Below are 16,515 nucleotides of genomic sequence, written 5' to 3'. Positions count from 1 at the left end.
ATGCACCTATTTTCTAGCCCTTACTTGGAGTAGAGCTCGACAATCAGGCTTTCGTTGATGTCGGCGGACAGATCACTGCGAGCAGGAACGTTCTTGAAAACGCCCGACTTCTTCTCAGTGTCTACTTCTACCCATTCTACGCGGCCACGTTGGGCACACAGATCGAGAGCTTGGACAATGCGAAGTTGGTTCTTTGCTTTCTCGCGAACAGCAACCACGTCACCAGCACGAACCTGGTAGGACGGAACGTTTACGGTGTTGCCGTTAACGCTGATCGACTTGTGCGATACCAGCTGACGGGATTCGGCACGAGTAGAACCGAAGCCCATACGGTATACGACGTTGTCCAGACGGCATTCGAGCAGTTGCAACAGGTTTTCGCCGGTTGCGCCTTTCTTGCCAGCAGCTTCTTTGTAGTAGCCGCTGAATTGACGCTCGAGAACGCCGTAGATACGACGGACCTTCTGCTTTTCACGCAGTTGGGTGCCGTAGTCGGACTGGCGACCGCGGCGTTGGCCGTGGATACCAGGTGCTGCTTCAATGTTGCACTTCGATTCGATCGCGCGCACGCCGCTCTTCAGAAAAAGATCGGTGCCTTCGCGACGAGCGAGTTTGCATTTTGGACCAATGTAACGAGCCATTCTTTACAATCTCCTGGATTACACGCGGCGCTTCTTCGGCGGACGGCACCCGTTGTGCGGGATTGGCGTCACGTCGGTGATGCTGGCGATCTTGTAGCCACAGCCGTTCAAAGCGCGGACTGCGGATTCACGACCTGGACCTGGACCCTTGACGTTGACGTCGAGGTTTTTCAGGCCGTATTCCAGCGCAGCTTGACCAGCACGCTCAGCAGCTACTTGAGCAGCGAACGGGGTGGACTTGCGGGAACCGCGGAAACCCGAACCACCGGAGGTAGCCCAGGAAAGAGCGTTACCTTGACGGTCGGTAATGGTCACGATGGTGTTGTTAAAAGAAGCATGGATGTGGGCGATGCCATCAACCACTGTCTTTTTAACTTTTTTACGAGGACGAGCAGCAGGTTTTGCCATGATTAAATTCCTGTCGATTCGCTGGGGCGATTACTTGCGGATCGGCTTACGCGGACCTTTACGGGTACGCGCGTTGGTCTTGGTACGCTGACCGCGTACTGGCAGACCACGACGATGACGCAGACCGCGATAGCAACCGAGGTCCATCAAGCGCTTGATTTTCATGTTGATTTCGCGACGCAGGTCACCTTCAGTGGTGAACTTCGCCACTTCGCCACGCAGCTGTTCAATTTGCTCGTCGCTCAGATCCTTGATCTTTGCAGCTGGGTTGACCCCAGCGTCTGCACAAATTTTCTGTGCAGTAGTGCGACCAACACCATAGATGTAGGTCAGCGAGATAACAGTATGCTTGTTATCTGGAATGTTGACGCCTGCAATACGGGCCATTCAGTGGGACTCCAATTGACAGCTACCTACGCCCCGGAAGCCAAGAAATAGGGCGCGAGATAATATCGCTGTAATAACAAATAATCAACCCGGCAGCGCACTAGCTGCCGGGCTTAAAGCACAATCACACTCAGCCTTGGCGCTGTTTGTGACGCGGTTCCGCGCTGCAAATTACCCGAACAACACCTTCGCGGCGAATAATCTTGCAGTTACGGCACAGCTTTTTCACCGATGCACGAACTTTCATCACCAACTCCTCGAACCTTATGGACGCTACTCAGCGCAACATGCCGCTGCCGTAGCCCTTCAGGTTGGCTTTCTTCATCAGGGATTCGTACTGGTGCGAAACGAGGTGCGATTGTACTTGGGACATGAAGTCCATCACAACCACGACCACGATCAGCAACGAGGTCCCGCCAAGGTAGAACGGTACGTTTGCCGCCACCACCAAAAACTGGGGCAGGAGGCAGACGGCCGTCATGTAAAGAGCACCGAACATGGTCAAGCGAGTCAGAACGCCATCAATGTAGCGCGCAGACTGCTCACCTGGACGGATGCCCGGAATAAAGGCACCGGACTTCTTCAGGTTTTCCGCTACGTCTTTCGGATTGAACATCAACGCCGTATAGAAGAAGCAGAAGAAAATAATCCCTGCACTAAACAGCAGAATATTCAACGGCTGACCAGGAGCGATCGACTGCGAGATGTCCTGCAACCAGCCCATACCTTCAGACTGGCCGAACCAGGCACCCAACGAAGCAGGGAACAGCAGGATGCTGCTCGCGAAAATAGCCGGAATTACGCCGGCCATGTTCACCTTCAACGGCAAGTGGCTGGTCTGCGCAGCAAACACCTTGCGGCCTTGCTGACGCTTGGCGTAGTGAACAGCAATGCGACGCTGACCACGCTCAATGAACACCACGAAACCGATAATCGCTACTGCCAGCAGACCGATGGCAACCAGGGCAAAAATGTTGATATCACCCTGACGCGCAGACTCGAAAGACTGCCCGATCGCTCTCGGAAGACCGGCGACGATACCTGCGAAAATCAACATCGAGATACCGTTGCCAACACCACGCTCAGTAATCTGCTCACCCAGCCACATCATGAACATCGCGCCTGCCACGAAAGTGGTTACCGCAACGAAATGAAAGCTGAAGTCAGCAGTGAACGAAACGCCCTGCCCCGCCAGGCCGATGGACATGCCAATGGCTTGAACGAGAGCGAGGACGACAGTGCCGTAGCGGGTGTACTGGCTGATCTTGCGACGGCCAGCTTCACCTTCCTTCTTCAACTGCTCCAGCTGCGGGCTGACGGCGCTCATCAACTGCATGATGATCGATGCTGAAATGTACGGCATGATCCCCAGTGCAAAGATGCTCATCCGCTCCAGCGCGCCGCCGGAAAACATGTTGAACAAGCTAAGAATGGTCCCCTCATTCTGTCGAAACAGGTCCGCGAGTCGGTCCGGGTTGATACCTGGAACCGGGATGTGTGCGCCTATTCGGTAGACGATAATCGCCAGGAACAGAAAACGCAGACGAGCCCAGAGTTCAGACATACCGCCTTTGCCGAGCGCAGAGAGAGCACCTTGCTTAGCCATTTATTCCTCGAACTTGCCGCCAGCTGCTTCGATAGCCGCACGCGCACCTTTGGTGGCGCCGATTCCCTTTCCGATGGTGACAGCACGAGCAACTTCGCCCGACAGCATGATTTTCACACGCTGTACGTTCTGGTTGATCACGTTGGCATCCTTCAGGGACTGCACGGTGACGACGTCGCCGTCCACTTTGGCCAGTTCGGACAGACGCACTTCAGCGCGGTCCATGGCTTTCAGGGAAACGAAACCGAACTTCGGCAGGCGACGATGCAGCGGCTGTTGACCGCCTTCAAAGCCTGGAGCAATGGTGCCACCGGAGCGGGAGGTTTGACCTTTGTGGCCACGGCCACCGGTCTTGCCCAAACCACTACCGATACCACGGCCCGGACGATGCTTTTCGCGACGGGAACCCGGCGCTGGACTCAGATCATTGAGTTTCATCGATTAACCCTCGACACGCAGCATGTAGTAGGCCTTGTTGATCATCCCGCGATTCTCGGGAGTATCCAGGACTTCTACAGTGTGACCGATGCGACGCAGACCCAGACCCTTAACACACAGTTTGTGGTTAGGGATGCGGCCGGTCATGCTTTTGATCAGCGTAACTTTTACGGTAGCCATGATCAGAAGATCTCCTTGACGCTTTTGCCACGCTTGGCGGCAATGGATTCAGGAGACTGCATAGCCTTCAGACCCTTGAAAGTGGCGTGAACCACGTTTACTGGGTTGGTCGAGCCGTAGCACTTGGCCAGAACGTTCTGAACGCCAGCAACTTCGAGGACAGCACGCATAGCGCCGCCAGCGATGATACCGGTACCTTCAGAAGCAGGCTGCATGTACACCTTCGAAGCGCCATGGGCAGACTTCATTGCGTACTGCAGGGTGGTGCCGTTCAGATCAACCTGGATCATGTTGCGGCGAGCAGCTTCCATTGCCTTCTGGATCGCAGCAGGCACTTCACGCGACTTGCCACGGCCGAAGCCAACACGGCCCTTACCATCACCTACCACGGTCAACGCGGTGAAGGTGAAGATACGGCCGCCTTTAACGGTTTTGGCTACGCGGTTAACTTGAACCAGCTTCTCGATGTAGCCTTCGTCGCGCTTTTGGTCGTTATTTGACATAACTTAGAACTCCAGCCCAGCTTCACGAGCAGCATCAGCCAGCGCCTTGACGCGGCCGTGGTACTTGAAGCCAGAGCGGTCGAAAGCCACCTGCGAGACGCCAGCGGCTTTAGCACGCGTAGCGACCAGCTGGCCAACCTTAGTGGCCGCGTCGATGTTGCCAGTGGCGCCATCACGCAGTTCTTTATCCAAAGTCGAGGCACTTGCCAGGACCTTGTTGCCGTCGGCCGAAATGACCTGGGCGTAGATGTGCTGCGAAGAGCGGAACACGCAGAGACGCACGACTTCGAGTTCGTGCATTTTCAGGCGTGCTTTGCGAGCGCGACGCAGTCGAGTAACTTTTTTGTCGGTCATTTGCTATGCCCTACTTCTTCTTGGCTTCTTTACGACGGACGACTTCGTCCGCGTAGCGCACACCTTTGCCTTTGTACGGCTCTGGTGGACGGAAGTCGCGGATCTCGGCGGCCACTTGACCTACCAGCTGCTTGTCGATGCCCTTGATCAGGATATCGGTCTGGCTAGGAGTCTCAGCGGTGATGCCTTCCGGCAGTTCGTAATCCACTGGGTGCGAGAAGCCAAGAGCCAGGTTCAGAACCGAGCCTTTTGCTTGCGCTTTGTAACCAACACCGACCAGCTGGAGCTTGCGCTCGAAGCCTTGGCTTACGCCTTGGACCATGTTGTTTACCAACGCACGAGTGGTACCAGCCATTGCGCGAGTCTGTTGATCGCCATTGCGAGCAGCGAAACGCAGCTCACCAGCTTCTTCAACGATCTCAACGGACGAATGGATGTTCAGTTCAAGAGTGCCCTTGGCACCCTTCACCGAAAGCTGTTGGCCTGCGAATTTGACTTCGACACCGGCTGGCAGCTTAACGGGGTTCTTAGCGACGCGAGACATGCTTATCCCCCCTTAGAACACAGTGCAAAGAACTTCGCCGCCGACACCGGCAGCGCGCGCAGCACGATCAGTCATCACACCCTTGTTGGTGGAGACGATAGACACGCCCAGGCCGCCGCGAACTTTCGGCAGATCCTCAACGGACTTGTACTGACGCAGGCCTGGACGGCTAACGCGCTTCACTTCCTCGATGACCGGACGGCCTTCGAAGTATTTCAGCTCGATGGACAGCAGAGGCTTGATTTCGCTGCTGATCTGATAACCCGCGATGTAACCTTCGTCCTTCAGGACTTTTGCTACAGCCACCTTCAACGTGGAAGACGGCATGCTGACGACGGACTTTTCAGCCATCTGGGCATTACGGATTCGAGTTAGCATGTCCGCTAACGGGTCCTGCATACTCATGGGCTAGACGCTCCTAATGCAAAAAAATTAGCCTTGCGGCTACTACTTGTCGCCGAGAAACTCCGGGCATGAAAAACACGGGCTCAGGCGAGCCGGGTATTCTAGACACACCCCAGAAATGAATCAAGCCCCAAAAGGGGCTTGATCCAGATTCAAGGCCACCGGCGGTCAGGATCCTGAGACCCCGAACACCGAGACTTTGACAGTGCTTACCAGCTGGCTTTAACCAGACCTGGAACGTCACCACGCATTGCAGCTTGACGCAGCATGTTACGGCCGAGGCCGAACTTGCGGTACACGCCGTGCGGACGACCAGTCAGGCGGCAGCGGTTACGCATGCGCGAGGCGCTGGCGTCACGTGGCTGCTTCTGCAGGGCTACGGTAGCTTCCCAACGCGCTTCTGGACTTGCGTTCAGATCAACGATGATTGCTTTCAGCGCTGCACGCTTGGTGGCGTACTTGGCAACGGTGAGCTGACGCTTCAGCTCACGGTTCTTCATGCTCTTCTTGGCCATTTTCCTACTCCAATCAGTTGCGGAACGGGAATTTGAAAGCGCGCAGCAGTGCGCGACCTTCGTCATCCGTCCGAGCAGTGGTGGTCAGGGTAATGTCCAGACCGCGGAGAGCGTCGATCTTGTCGTAATCGATTTCCGGGAAAATGATCTGCTCTTTTACGCCCATGCTGTAGTTACCACGACCGTCGAAGGACTTGGCATTCAGGCCGCGGAAGTCGCGAACCCGAGGCAGGGAGATCGACAGCAGACGATCCAGGAACTCGTACATACGCTCACGGCGCAGGGTCACTTTGACGCCGATCGGCCAACCTTCACGGACTTTGAAGCCAGCGATGGATTTCCGAGCGTAAGTCACAACGACTTTCTGACCGGTGATCTTTTCCAGGTCAGCAACAGCGTGCTCGATGACTTTTTTGTCGCCGATCGCTTCGCCCAGACCCATGTTCAGGGTGATTTTGGTAACGCGCGGAACTTCCATCACGTTCGAAAGCTTAAGTTCTTCCTTAAGTTTCGGTGCGATTTCCTTCCGGTAAATCTCTTTTAGTCGTGCCATGGTCTTCTACCTAGCAGTGTTCAAGCATCAACCGCTTTTTGGGTCGACTTGAAGACACGAATTTTCTTACCGTCTTCTACTTTGAAACCAACGCGGTCAGCCTTGTTGGTTTCGCCGTTGAAGATGGCGACGTTGGAAGCGTGCAGTGGCGCTTCTTTCTCGACGATACCGCCCTGTACGCCCGACATCGGGTTAGGCTTGGTATGACGCTTGACCAGGTTCAGACCACCTACAACCAGACGGTTGTCAGCAAGAACCTTCAGCACCTTACCGCGCTTACCTTTGTCTTTGCCGGCGATCACGATGATCTCGTCGTCACGACGAATCTTTTGCATGTCGGATCTCCTTACAGCACTTCTGGGGCGAGCGAGACGATCTTCATGAACTTCTCAGTACGAAGTTCACGGGTCACTGGCCCAAAGATACGGGTGCCGATCGGCTCTTGCTTGGTGTTCAACAGAACAGCAGCGTTGCCATCAAAGCGGATGATGGAGCCGTCAGCACGACGAACGCCATGGCGAGTGCGGACTACGACAGCAGTCATCACTTGGCCTTTCTTCACCTTACCGCGAGGAATTGCTTCCTTGACGGTCACTTTGATGATGTCACCGATACCAGCGTAACGACGATGGGAGCCACCCAGCACCTTGATGCACATAACGCGGCGAGCGCCGCTGTTATCGGCCACATCGAGCATGGATTGAGTCTGAATCATATAATTTCTCCGACCCCTAGCCCTTAGACTTCCACAGCGCGTTCAAGAACATCAACCAGCGCCCAAGACTTGGTCTTGGCCATCGGACGAGTTTCACGAATAGTGACCTTGTCGCCGATGTGGCACTGATTGGTTTCGTCGTGCGCGTGCAGCTTAGTCGAACGCTTAACGTATTTACCGTAGATCGGGTGCTTCACGCGACGCTCGATCAGAACGGTGATGGTTTTGTCCATCTTGTCGCTGACAACACGGCCAGTCAGCGTACGGACAGTTTTTTCGGCTTCAGCCATGATCACTTACCTGCCTGCTGGTTGAGCACAGTTTTCACGCGAGCGATGTCACGCTTAACTTGCGAGAGCAGATGAGACTGCCCCAACTGGCCAGTTGCTTTCTGCATACGCAGATTGAACTGGTCGCGCAGCAGGCCGAGCAGTTGCTCGTTCAGCTGCTGTGCGGATTTTTCACGAAGTTCATTCGCTTTCATCACATCACCGTCCGTTTAACAAAGGAGGTGGCGAGCGGCAGCTTTGCAGCAGCCAGGGCGAAAGCCTCACGCGCCAGCTCTTCAGAAACACCCTCGATTTCATACAGGACTTTGCCTGGCTGAATCTGGGCAACCCAGTATTCCACGTTACCCTTACCTTTACCCATCCGAACTTCGAGTGGTTTCTTGGTGACAGGCTTGTCCGGGAACACACGGATCCAGATCTTGCCGCCACGTTTTACGTGACGGGTCAGAGCACGACGCGCTGACTCGATCTGACGAGCGGTGAGACGACCACGAGCAACAGACTTCAGCGCGAACTCGCCGAAGCTGACTTTGCTACCGCGCAATGCCAGGCCACGGTTGTGACCGGTCATTTGCTTGCGGAACTTCGTACGCTTTGGTTGCAACATTTGGCGTACCCCTTACTTAGCAGCTTTTTTACGAGGCGCTGGTGCTTGTGGCTTCAGTTCTTCTTGGCGACCACCGATTACTTCGCCTTTGAAGATCCAAACCTTTACACCGATCACACCGTAGGTGGTGTGAGCTTCGTAGTTGGCATAGTCGATGTCGGCACGCAGGGTGTGCAGTGGCACACGACCTTCGCGATACCATTCAGTACGTGCGATTTCAGCACCGCCGAGACGACCGCTCACTTGGATTTTGATGCCTTTGGCACCAATGCGCATGGCGTTCTGTACAGCGCGCTTCATAGCGCGACGGAACATGACGCGACGCTCCAGCTGCTGAGCTACGCTCTGCGCAACCAGCATACCGTCGAGCTCCGGCTTGCGGATCTCTTCGATATTGATGTGCACAGGCACACCCATTTGCTTGGTCAGGTCCTGACGCAGTTTCTCAACATCTTCACCTTTCTTCCCGATAACGATACCTGGGCGAGCGGTGTGGATGGTGATACGTGCAGTCTGAGCCGGACGATGGATATCGATACGGCTTACGGACGCGCTTTTTAGTTTGTCTTGGAGATACTCACGCACCTTCAGATCAGCGAACAAGTAGTCCGCATAAGTCCGACCGTCTGCGTACCAGACGGAGGTGTGCTCCTTGACGATTCCCAGGCGAATGCCAATGGGATGTACTTTCTGACCCATCTCTTCGACTCCGTTACTTGTCAGCAACCTTGACAGTGATATGGCAAGACCGCTTGACGATGCGATCAGCACGGCCTTTGGCACGTGGCATGATGCGCTTCAGCGAACGCCCTTCGTTGACGAAAACGGTGCTGACCTTCAGGTCATCAACGTCTGCGCCTTCGTTATGCTCGGCGTTGGCTACGGCCGACTCCAGCACTTTTTTCATGATCTCGGCGGCTTTCTTACTGCTGAAAGCCAACAGGTTGAGCGCTTCGCCCACCTTCTTCCCGCGGATCTGGTCGGCGACCAAGCGGGCTTTCTGGGCGGAGATTCGAGCGCCCGACAACTTAGCGGCTACTTCCATTTCCTTACCCCTTAACGCTTGGCTTTCTTGTCAGCCACGTGCCCACGGTATGTGCGGGTACCGGCGAACTCGCCCAGTTTGTGGCCGACCATGTCTTCGTTCACGAGAACTGGGACGTGCTGGCGACCGTTGTGTACAGCGATGGTCAGACCGACCATTTGTGGCAGGATCATCGAGCGACGCGACCAGGTCTTAACTGGTTTGCGATCGTTCTTTTCCGCCGCCACTTCGATCTTCTTCAGTAGGTGAAGATCAATAAAAGGACCTTTTTTCAGAGAACGTGGCACTGTCGTATCCCTCTATTTACTTGCGACGACGGACGATCATTTTGTCGGTACGCTTATTACCACGAGTCTTCGCGCCCTTAGTCGGGAAGCCCCATGGCGATACCGGATGACGACCACCAGAGGTACGACCTTCACCACCACCATGTGGGTGGTCAACCGGGTTCATGGCAACACCACGAACGGTTGGGCGAACGCCACGCCAGCGCTTGGCACCAGCTTTACCCAGCGAACGCAGGCTGTGCTCGGAGTTCGAGACTTCGCCCAGGGTCGCACGGCATTCAGCCAGGACTTTACGCATCTCACCAGAACGCAGACGCAGGGTCACGTAGACACCTTCACGAGCGATCAGCTGAGCCGAAGCACCAGCGGAACGAGCGATTTGCGCGCCTTTACCTGGCTTCAATTCGATGCCGTGTACGGTGCTACCAACTGGAATGTTGCGCAGTTGCAGAGCGTTGCCCGGCTTGATCGGCGCCAGGGCACCTGCGATCAGCTGGTCGCCAGCGCTCACGCCTTTAGGGGCGATGATGTAGCGACGCTCGCCATCTGCGTACAGCAGCAGAGCGATGTGAGCAGTACGGTTTGGATCGTATTCGATGCGCTCGACGGTGGCAGCGATGCCATCCTTGTCGTTGCGACGGAAGTCGACCAGACGATAATGCTGCTTATGACCACCACCCACGTGACGTGTAGTGATGCGGCCATTGTTGTTACGACCACCAGACTTCGATTTTTTCTCGAGCAGCGGTGCGTGAGGAGCGCCTTTATGCAGCTCCTGGTTGACCACCTTGACCACAAAACGGCGGCCAGGGGAAGTCGGTTTGCATTTAACGATTGCCATGATGCACCCCTTCCTTACTCAGCACTGCTGCTGAAATCGAGATCTTGGCCTGGCTGAAGGGAGATAACTGCCTTCTTCCAGTCATTACGCTTGCCCAGACCGCGAGCAGTGCGCTTGCTCTTACCCAGAACATTCAGGGTAGTCACGCGCTCTACTTTCACGCTGAACAGGCTTTCGACGGCCTTCTTGATTTCCAGCTTGGTTGCGTCGGTAGCAACCTTGAAAACGAACTGGCCTTTCTTGTCTGCCAGAACCGTAGCCTTCTCGGAAACGTGCGGGCCAAGCAGAACTTTAAATACGCGTTCCTGGTTCATCCCAGCAGCTCCTCGAATTTCTTCACGGCCGACACGGTGATCAACACCTTGTCGTATGCGATCAGACTGACCGGATCGGAACCTTGGACGTCACGAACATCGACGTGCGGAAGGTTGCGAGCAGCCAGGTACAGGTTCTGATCAACAGCGTCAGACACGATCAGGACGTCAGTCAGGCCCATGCCGTTCAGCTTGTTCAGCAGATCTTTGGTTTTCGGTGCTTCAACAGCGAAGTCCTGAACCACGACCAGACGATCAGTACGCACCAGCTCAGCAAGGATGGAACGCATTGCTGCGCGATACATCTTCTTGTTCAGCTTCTGGGAGTGATCCTGAGGACGAGCTGCGAAAGTGGTACCGCCGCCACGCCAGATTGGGCTACGGATAGTACCGGCACGAGCACGGCCAGTGCCTTTCTGACGCCATGGGCGCTTGCCGCCACCGGAAACGTCGGAACGGGTCTTTTGCTGCTTGCTACCTTGACGGCCGCCAGCCATGTAGGCCACGACTGCTTGGTGAACCAGCGTCTCGTTGAATTCGCCGCCAAATGTCAGTTCGGAAACTTCGATCGCTTGAGCGTCATTTACATTTAATTGCATGTCAGCTTCCCCTTAACCGCGAGCCTTGGCTGCTGGACGTACAACCAAGTTGCCGCCAGTAGCGCCAGGAACAGCGCCCTTGACCAACAACAGATTGCGTTCAGCGTCCACGCGCACTACTTCGAGGGACTGCACGGTCACGCGCTCGGCGCCCATATGACCGGACATTTTCTTGCCCTTGAATACACGACCAGGAGTCTGGCACTGGCCGATAGAGCCTGGAACGCGGTGGGATACGGAGTTACCGTGGGTGTTATCTTGCCCGCGGAAGTTCCAACGCTTGATCGTACCCTGGAAGCCTTTACCTTTGGACTGACCGGTTACATCAACCAGTTGACCAGCAGCGAAGATTTCAGCGTTGATCAGATCGCCGGCCTGGTACTCGCCTTCTTCAAGGCGGAATTCCATTACGGTACGACCAGCGGCAACGTTCGCCTTGGCGAAGTGGCCAGCTTGAGCAGCTGTTACACGCGAAGCACGACGCTCGCCGACAGTGACTTGCACTGCACGATAGCCATCGGTCTCTTCAGTTTTGAACTGGGTGACGCGATTCGGCTCGATCTCAATGACCGTGACCGGAATGGAGACACCTTCTTCGGTGAAAATACGGGTCATACCGCATTTACGACCGACTACACCAATAGTCATGTTGTAAACCTCATGAGTGTACGGGGCTTTCACCCGCTATGGCCGCCCATTTCAGAGCGTTACACGACCAAGACCGAGTCTTAGCCGAGGCTGATCTGCACTTCCACACCGGCCGCAAGATCAAGCTTCATAAGTGCATCAACGGTTTTATCCGTTGGCTGGACGATGTCCAGTACGCGCTTATGAGTACGGATCTCGTACTGGTCACGCGCGTCTTTGTTGACGTGCGGGGAGACCAGAACGGTGAACCGCTCTTTACGGGTAGGCAGTGGAATTGGACCACGCACTTGAGCACCAGTACGTTTCGCGGTTTCCACGATTTCCTGGGTGGATTGGTCGATCAGGCGATGGTCAAAAGCCTTCAACCTGATACGGATTTGCTGATTTTGCATTGGATTTCAGACTCCGGCTGCTATTCCCACCGGGCGCAATACGCCCGTTAAAAGGAGGCGCAATTCTATAGACGCCCCTGATAGGTGTCAACCCAATAAAAAAGCCCCCGCTAAGCGGGGGCCTTTTCACTCATCGAGTCGACTCTATAAAAGAGACTTATTCGATGACTTTGGCTACGACGCCAGCGCCGACGGTACGACCGCCTTCACGGATAGCGAAACGCAGACCGTCTTCCATCGCGATGGTCTTGATCAGAGTGACAGTCATCTGGATGTTGTCACCTGGCATTACCATTTCAACGCCTTCTGGCAGCTCGCAGTTACCAGTCACGTCAGTTGTACGGAAGTAGAACTGTGGACGGTAGCCTTTGAAGAACGGAGTGTGACGACCGCCTTCTTCCTTGCTCAGAACGTAAACTTCTGCGGTGAACTTGGTGTGCGGCTTGACGGTGCCTGGCTTGACCAGAACCTGGCCACGCTCAACGTCGTCACGCTTGGTGCCGCGCAGCAGTACGCCGCAGTTCTCGCCAGCACGACCTTCGTCGAGCAGCTTGCGGAACATTTCAACGCCGGTGCAGGTAGTTTTCTGAGTGTCGCGCAGACCGACGATCTCAACTTCTTCCTGGATACGGACGATGCCACGCTCAACACGACCAGTCACAACAGTACCGCGACCGGAGATCGAGAAGACGTCTTCGATTGGCATCAGGAACGGCTTGTCGATAGCACGCTCTGGCTCTGGAATGTAGCTGTCCAGGGTTTCAACCAGCTTCTTCACAGCGCTGGTGCCCATTTCGTTGTCGTCCTGGCCGTTCAGGGCCATCAGAGCCGAACCGATGATGATTGGAGTGTCATCACCTGGGAAGTCGTAAGTGCTCAGCAGGTCGCGCACTTCCATCTCAACCAGTTCCAGCAGCTCAGCGTCGTCAACCATGTCAGCCTTGTTCAGGAAGACAACGATGTACGGAACGCCTACCTGACGGGACAGCAGGATGTGCTCACGGGTTTGTGGCATCGGACCATCGGCGGCCGAGCAAACCAGGATCGCGCCGTCCATCTGGGCAGCACCGGTGATCATGTTTTTTACGTAGTCGGCGTGACCTGGGCAGTCAACGTGTGCGTAGTGACGCACGGACGAATCGTATTCAACGTGAGCGGTGTTGATGGTGATACCGCGAGCTTTCTCTTCCGGGGCGCTGTCGATCTTGTCGAAGTCAACCTTGGCCGAACCGAAAACTTCGGAGCAGACACGAGTCAGAGCAGCGGTCAGAGTGGTTTTACCGTGGTCGACGTGACCAATGGTACCCACGTTGACGTGCGGCTTATTACGTTCGAACTTTTCCTTAGCCATCGAAATCACCCCTAGGAGAAGAAATTTAGCGAGTCACACAAGCCATTAAAACAAAGGCAGATATTTTCATATCTGCCTTGTTATATGGAGCTCTTGAGCGGATTTGAACCGCTGACCTCACCCTTACCAAGGGTGTGCTCTACCAACTGAGCTACAAGAGCGAAACACTTTGCACGACCTGCAAGTTTGGAGCGGGTAGCGGGAATCGAACCCGCATCATCAGCTTGGAAGGCTGAGGTTCTACCACTAAACTATACCCGCGGAGCCTGCAGCTCACGCTAGAAACTGGTGGAGGGGGAAGGATTCGAACCTTCGAAGTCGTAGACGTCAGATTTACAGTCTGATCCCTTTGGCCGCTCGGGAACCCCTCCTAAGCGAGCCGGCATTCTATATCATGCCAGCCTTCTGTCAAGCATTTTCTCATTAAAAACCTGAGGTTAGCTGCGTTGACTACGCTTCGATGTGCCAACCGGTAAAGGTCTTCACTGCGAAGCGGGCGCCATTCTATGCAAACTACCCAGCGGGTGCAACCCCCTCACAAGGCATTATTTTATGTTTTAACTCATTGAATTCTTTAGAAAGGTTTTGAACCAGGGTTTCATTCACCTTCGCACCGCTGTCTGGCGAAACCTGAACCCAGAAACCGGCATTCTCAGCTGAGTTTTGCGCGCCCAATGTCACGGGGCGAGCTACGACAGCCGATGCAGCCAGTCGCAGCTCCAACTGCCTGGCCATTTCCGGACGCGCCAAACCACCCAAGTACACGCACGAAGTTTTTTGCGCCTCAGTGCTTGTAGAGTCGCGCCGAGCAAGCGCATCTGCGGTTTCGCTCAAGAGATGAATATCTTGCTGGGAGCCACGATACAAACTCAGCGGAGTGACATCCTTGGCGCGGAGGGGCGCTTCCTGCTGGTGCCAGACGTAATAGAAGACATTCAAAACCAGCAATAACAGAAACAGCCAGCGCATAAAAACCTCAAGATAAAGGACAGGCCATCGCCAGCCCGACAAAAACCAAGTCAGGCACCACTCGGGCATCAGGGACAACGCCGGAAACAAGATTGGCATCTCCTCCGGTGAGGAACACCACGAAGTCCTGCCCCCAATATTGCCGCGCCAGCTCAAGCTGAGTCAGGACGAAGCCCCTGAGCATCAGCAAACAACCACGCTCCACGGCCTCGACGGTCGCGCGACCAGGAGCGAGGCTTTCGTGGGCTCGCTCAGCGGCAGTATCGTCGTAGCGAATTCGCCGAGTATGGGTGCGCAATTGGTTACGCATCAACGGCATACCAGGACAGATAAACCCTCCGAGGTGCTCACCATCTGCCGCCACGAAATCGGCGGTGATCGCAGTACCGAAATCAAGCACCAGGCATGCACCTGCAGCAAGATGGTATCCGCCAAGAAGGGCCAGCCATCGATCCAGACCCAACCGTTCAAAGTCTTCATAGCCGTTTCGCACGCCCGCCATCTCGCGAGTGGGTACGGCACGAACCACGGACACGCCAAATGCATTAACCAACATGGCAACCAGCGAGTCAGTTTCTTCCGGCGTCCGGACACTCACCAGCCGACACTTCTTCAACTGGAATTTTTCGGCATCCTTCAGGCTCACCAACAGATCGCCATCAGAGCTGACAACACCTCCGTCAATAGGCGTTACCGCATCGGAGCGAAGTACACGCCACTTGATAAAGCTATTGCCGCAATCGAGCTCAAGAATCATCACGCAACCTCAAGCTGAGCTCACCGCCGCTAAATGTTTTTTCCACACCATCCACCTTCAAACGCAGCGCACCTTGGTGATCGATCCCCATGACAACGCCGTCGATTCGATTGACTCCAGCGATTAGCGACACAGCGCGCCCCTGCCACAAGTGAAACGTCTCCCACTCCGACTGGATCGCAGCAAACCCTGCCTCGTGATGAAGCGCCAGATATTGCTGAAGCTTCGCACCCAAGCGAGCCACAAGCTCATTGCGATCAAAATCTCGACCCGACTCAAGACTCATGGATGTCCACTGCTGATCGACCTCGTCAGTCGAGCGCATATTCACGTTAATGCCTACACCCAGAACCACATGACAAACATCCGCTGGATCTCCCACCAACTCAAGCAGGATGCCAGCGATCTTCTTGTCACCCACCAGGACGTCGTTGGGCCATTTCAATGCCGCTTCCGCAATTCCCATATCGCGCAGCGCATGCATGACAGCAAGCCCTACAACGAGGCTCAGCCCTTCTATCTGGCGCATGCCACCCTCAATGCGCAACACCAGGCTGTGATAGAGATTGTCAGCGAACGGACTGACCCACTTGCGACCGCGACGACCGCGCCCGGCTACCTGCCTCTCGGCCAGGACCAGAAACGGCGCCTCGACACCACGCTCGATGGAACGTAGCGCCTCGGCGTTGGTGGAGTCGATGGAATCGAATACATGAACAGGCCACTCACAGAGGCCTTTTGCGCGGATTTGCGCCGCATCCAGAAGCAACAGCGGCTTGGCCAACTGGTACCCCTTACCTCGGACCTTATGAACCGATAGACCCAAGTCTGCCTCCAGGTGCTGTAGTTGCTTCCAGACAGCACTACGACTGATACCCAGCGCAGCACCCAGCGCCTGACCCGAATGAAAGCGACCGTCCTTCAGAAGTTTTAGCAACGTGAGCATGCAGACTGCGCCCTGACAATGAGGCCCGCATGATAGCCATGCGCAAGACGGTTGCATAGAAACACAAAATGACTTTCCTGCGAGCAAAACAAAACCCCAACTGCTTTCGCAATTGGGGTTTCGGAATTCAATCTTGACGATGACCTACTCTCACATGGGGAAACCCCACACTACCATCGGCGATGCATCGTTTCACTTCTGAGTTGGCACATTCAGCATC

General features: G+C 55.2%; 30 protein-coding genes and 3 tRNA genes. All 33 read right to left on the bottom strand.

What is annotated here, in order from left to right; translation table 11 throughout:
* Nucleotides 1–20 precede the first annotated feature (20 nt).
* Nucleotides 21–641, bottom strand: coding sequence for a 30S ribosomal protein S4 (gene rpsD, locus AD664_RS02065; protein WP_042729625.1), 621 nt, complete (start codon nt 639–641; stop codon nt 21–23).
* Between the two features lie 18 nt (nt 642–659).
* Complete coding sequence (gene rpsK, locus AD664_RS02060; protein ID WP_002555466.1) at nt 660–1,049, bottom strand: 30S ribosomal protein S11; 390 nt, start codon at nt 1,047–1,049, stop codon at nt 660–662.
* A gap of 30 nt (nt 1,050–1,079) precedes the next feature.
* Nucleotides 1,080–1,436, bottom strand: coding sequence for a 30S ribosomal protein S13 (rpsM, locus tag AD664_RS02055; protein WP_042729624.1), 357 nt, complete (start codon nt 1,434–1,436; stop codon nt 1,080–1,082).
* A gap of 130 nt (nt 1,437–1,566) precedes the next feature.
* The gene (gene rpmJ / locus AD664_RS26755; RefSeq protein ID WP_002555468.1) at nt 1,567–1,683 is read right to left on the bottom strand and encodes a 50S ribosomal protein L36; all 117 of its coding nucleotides are present in this window, start codon (nt 1,681–1,683) and stop codon (nt 1,567–1,569) included.
* 30 nt (nt 1,684–1,713) lie between these two features.
* The gene (gene secY, locus AD664_RS02050) at nt 1,714–3,042 is read right to left on the bottom strand and encodes a preprotein translocase subunit SecY (protein ID WP_003186029.1); all 1,329 of its coding nucleotides are present in this window, start codon (nt 3,040–3,042) and stop codon (nt 1,714–1,716) included.
* Entirely contained in the window at nt 3,043–3,480 is a 438-nt protein-coding gene (gene rplO / locus AD664_RS02045) for a 50S ribosomal protein L15 (protein WP_042729623.1), read from the bottom strand.
* 3 nt (nt 3,481–3,483) lie between these two features.
* Nucleotides 3,484–3,660, bottom strand: coding sequence for a 50S ribosomal protein L30 (gene rpmD / locus AD664_RS02040; protein ID WP_003186033.1), 177 nt, complete (start codon nt 3,658–3,660; stop codon nt 3,484–3,486).
* Between the two features lie 2 nt (nt 3,661–3,662).
* On the bottom strand, nt 3,663–4,163 hold the full coding sequence (rpsE, locus tag AD664_RS02035; RefSeq protein ID WP_003186035.1) for a 30S ribosomal protein S5: 501 nt from the start codon (nt 4,161–4,163) through the stop codon (nt 3,663–3,665).
* Between the two features lie 3 nt (nt 4,164–4,166).
* Complete coding sequence (rplR, locus tag AD664_RS02030; protein WP_003186037.1) at nt 4,167–4,517, bottom strand: 50S ribosomal protein L18; 351 nt, start codon at nt 4,515–4,517, stop codon at nt 4,167–4,169.
* 10 nt (nt 4,518–4,527) lie between these two features.
* A complete protein-coding gene (gene rplF, locus AD664_RS02025) occupies nt 4,528–5,061 on the bottom strand; it encodes a 50S ribosomal protein L6 (RefSeq protein WP_024077677.1) in 534 nt (177 codons plus the stop codon).
* A 12-nt stretch (nt 5,062–5,073) separates the two neighbouring features.
* On the bottom strand, nt 5,074–5,466 hold the full coding sequence (gene rpsH / locus AD664_RS02020; protein ID WP_017848802.1) for a 30S ribosomal protein S8: 393 nt from the start codon (nt 5,464–5,466) through the stop codon (nt 5,074–5,076).
* A 209-nt stretch (nt 5,467–5,675) separates the two neighbouring features.
* The gene (gene rpsN, locus AD664_RS02015; RefSeq protein ID WP_003186042.1) at nt 5,676–5,981 is read right to left on the bottom strand and encodes a 30S ribosomal protein S14; all 306 of its coding nucleotides are present in this window, start codon (nt 5,979–5,981) and stop codon (nt 5,676–5,678) included.
* Between the two features lie 13 nt (nt 5,982–5,994).
* Nucleotides 5,995–6,534 (bottom strand): 50S ribosomal protein L5, encoded by a 540-nt coding sequence (rplE, locus tag AD664_RS02010; protein WP_003186044.1) that lies wholly within the window; start codon nt 6,532–6,534, stop codon nt 5,995–5,997.
* A 20-nt stretch (nt 6,535–6,554) separates the two neighbouring features.
* Entirely contained in the window at nt 6,555–6,869 is a 315-nt protein-coding gene (rplX, locus tag AD664_RS02005; protein WP_003186046.1) for a 50S ribosomal protein L24, read from the bottom strand.
* A gap of 11 nt (nt 6,870–6,880) precedes the next feature.
* On the bottom strand, nt 6,881–7,249 hold the full coding sequence (gene rplN, locus AD664_RS02000; protein ID WP_008089810.1) for a 50S ribosomal protein L14: 369 nt from the start codon (nt 7,247–7,249) through the stop codon (nt 6,881–6,883).
* Nucleotides 7,250–7,272: 23 nt separating this feature from the next.
* Nucleotides 7,273–7,539: a 30S ribosomal protein S17 gene (gene rpsQ, locus AD664_RS01995; protein WP_003194644.1), complete on the bottom strand. Its 267-nt coding sequence runs from the start codon at nt 7,537–7,539 to the stop codon at nt 7,273–7,275.
* 2 nt (nt 7,540–7,541) lie between these two features.
* A complete protein-coding gene (gene rpmC / locus AD664_RS01990) occupies nt 7,542–7,733 on the bottom strand; it encodes a 50S ribosomal protein L29 (RefSeq protein WP_002555481.1) in 192 nt (63 codons plus the stop codon).
* A complete protein-coding gene (rplP, locus tag AD664_RS01985; protein WP_003186052.1) occupies nt 7,733–8,146 on the bottom strand; it encodes a 50S ribosomal protein L16 in 414 nt (137 codons plus the stop codon). Before rplP ends, rpmC begins: the two co-directional genes overlap by 1 nt.
* Nucleotides 8,147–8,158: 12 nt before the next feature.
* Nucleotides 8,159–8,845, bottom strand: coding sequence for a 30S ribosomal protein S3 (gene rpsC, locus AD664_RS01980; RefSeq protein WP_003176422.1), 687 nt, complete (start codon nt 8,843–8,845; stop codon nt 8,159–8,161).
* Between the two features lie 13 nt (nt 8,846–8,858).
* A complete protein-coding gene (rplV, locus tag AD664_RS01975) occupies nt 8,859–9,191 on the bottom strand; it encodes a 50S ribosomal protein L22 (RefSeq protein WP_003103908.1) in 333 nt (110 codons plus the stop codon).
* An 11-nt stretch (nt 9,192–9,202) separates the two neighbouring features.
* Nucleotides 9,203–9,478: a 30S ribosomal protein S19 gene (gene rpsS, locus AD664_RS01970; protein ID WP_002555486.1), complete on the bottom strand. Its 276-nt coding sequence runs from the start codon at nt 9,476–9,478 to the stop codon at nt 9,203–9,205.
* A 16-nt stretch (nt 9,479–9,494) separates the two neighbouring features.
* Nucleotides 9,495–10,319, bottom strand: coding sequence for a 50S ribosomal protein L2 (gene rplB / locus AD664_RS01965; RefSeq protein WP_007924198.1), 825 nt, complete (start codon nt 10,317–10,319; stop codon nt 9,495–9,497).
* A 14-nt stretch (nt 10,320–10,333) separates the two neighbouring features.
* On the bottom strand, nt 10,334–10,633 hold the full coding sequence (gene rplW / locus AD664_RS01960) for a 50S ribosomal protein L23 (RefSeq protein WP_002555488.1): 300 nt from the start codon (nt 10,631–10,633) through the stop codon (nt 10,334–10,336).
* Complete coding sequence (rplD, locus tag AD664_RS01955) at nt 10,630–11,232, bottom strand: 50S ribosomal protein L4 (protein WP_003186057.1); 603 nt, start codon at nt 11,230–11,232, stop codon at nt 10,630–10,632. The genes rplW and rplD overlap by 4 nt, the downstream gene beginning before the upstream one ends.
* 12 nt (nt 11,233–11,244) lie before the next feature.
* Entirely contained in the window at nt 11,245–11,880 is a 636-nt protein-coding gene (rplC, locus tag AD664_RS01950) for a 50S ribosomal protein L3 (RefSeq protein ID WP_003186059.1), read from the bottom strand.
* Between the two features lie 80 nt (nt 11,881–11,960).
* Nucleotides 11,961–12,272, bottom strand: coding sequence for a 30S ribosomal protein S10 (rpsJ, locus tag AD664_RS01945; protein WP_003186070.1), 312 nt, complete (start codon nt 12,270–12,272; stop codon nt 11,961–11,963).
* A 157-nt stretch (nt 12,273–12,429) separates the two neighbouring features.
* Nucleotides 12,430–13,623 carry an elongation factor Tu gene (gene tuf / locus AD664_RS01940; RefSeq protein ID WP_047736380.1) on the bottom strand — a complete coding sequence of 398 codons (1,194 nt, stop codon included), beginning with the start codon at nt 13,621–13,623 and terminating at the stop codon, nt 12,430–12,432.
* An 85-nt stretch (nt 13,624–13,708) separates the two neighbouring features.
* Nucleotides 13,709–13,784, bottom strand: a tRNA-Thr gene (locus AD664_RS01935).
* 26 nt (nt 13,785–13,810) lie between these two features.
* A tRNA-Gly gene (locus AD664_RS01930) sits at nt 13,811–13,884 on the bottom strand.
* A gap of 25 nt (nt 13,885–13,909) precedes the next feature.
* Nucleotides 13,910–13,994: transfer RNA gene (locus AD664_RS01925), tRNA-Tyr, on the bottom strand.
* Nucleotides 13,995–14,136: 142 nt separating this feature from the next.
* Nucleotides 14,137–14,592, bottom strand: coding sequence for a hypothetical protein (locus tag AD664_RS01920; protein ID WP_053144053.1), 456 nt, complete (start codon nt 14,590–14,592; stop codon nt 14,137–14,139).
* Between the two features lie 7 nt (nt 14,593–14,599).
* Nucleotides 14,600–15,349, bottom strand: coding sequence for a pantothenate kinase (locus tag AD664_RS01915; protein ID WP_053144051.1), 750 nt, complete (start codon nt 15,347–15,349; stop codon nt 14,600–14,602).
* Nucleotides 15,339–16,295: a bifunctional biotin--[acetyl-CoA-carboxylase] ligase/biotin operon repressor BirA gene (gene birA / locus AD664_RS01910; RefSeq protein WP_053144049.1), complete on the bottom strand. Its 957-nt coding sequence runs from the start codon at nt 16,293–16,295 to the stop codon at nt 15,339–15,341. Before birA ends, AD664_RS01915 begins: the two co-directional genes overlap by 11 nt.
* Nucleotides 16,296–16,515 lie beyond the last annotated feature (220 nt).

The organism is Pseudomonas sp. P97.38, from assembly GCF_001269745.1.
Lineage (GTDB): Bacteria > Pseudomonadota > Gammaproteobacteria > Pseudomonadales > Pseudomonadaceae > Aquipseudomonas > Aquipseudomonas chlororaphis_E.
This window is presented reverse-complemented; position numbering and strand designations above follow the sequence as displayed.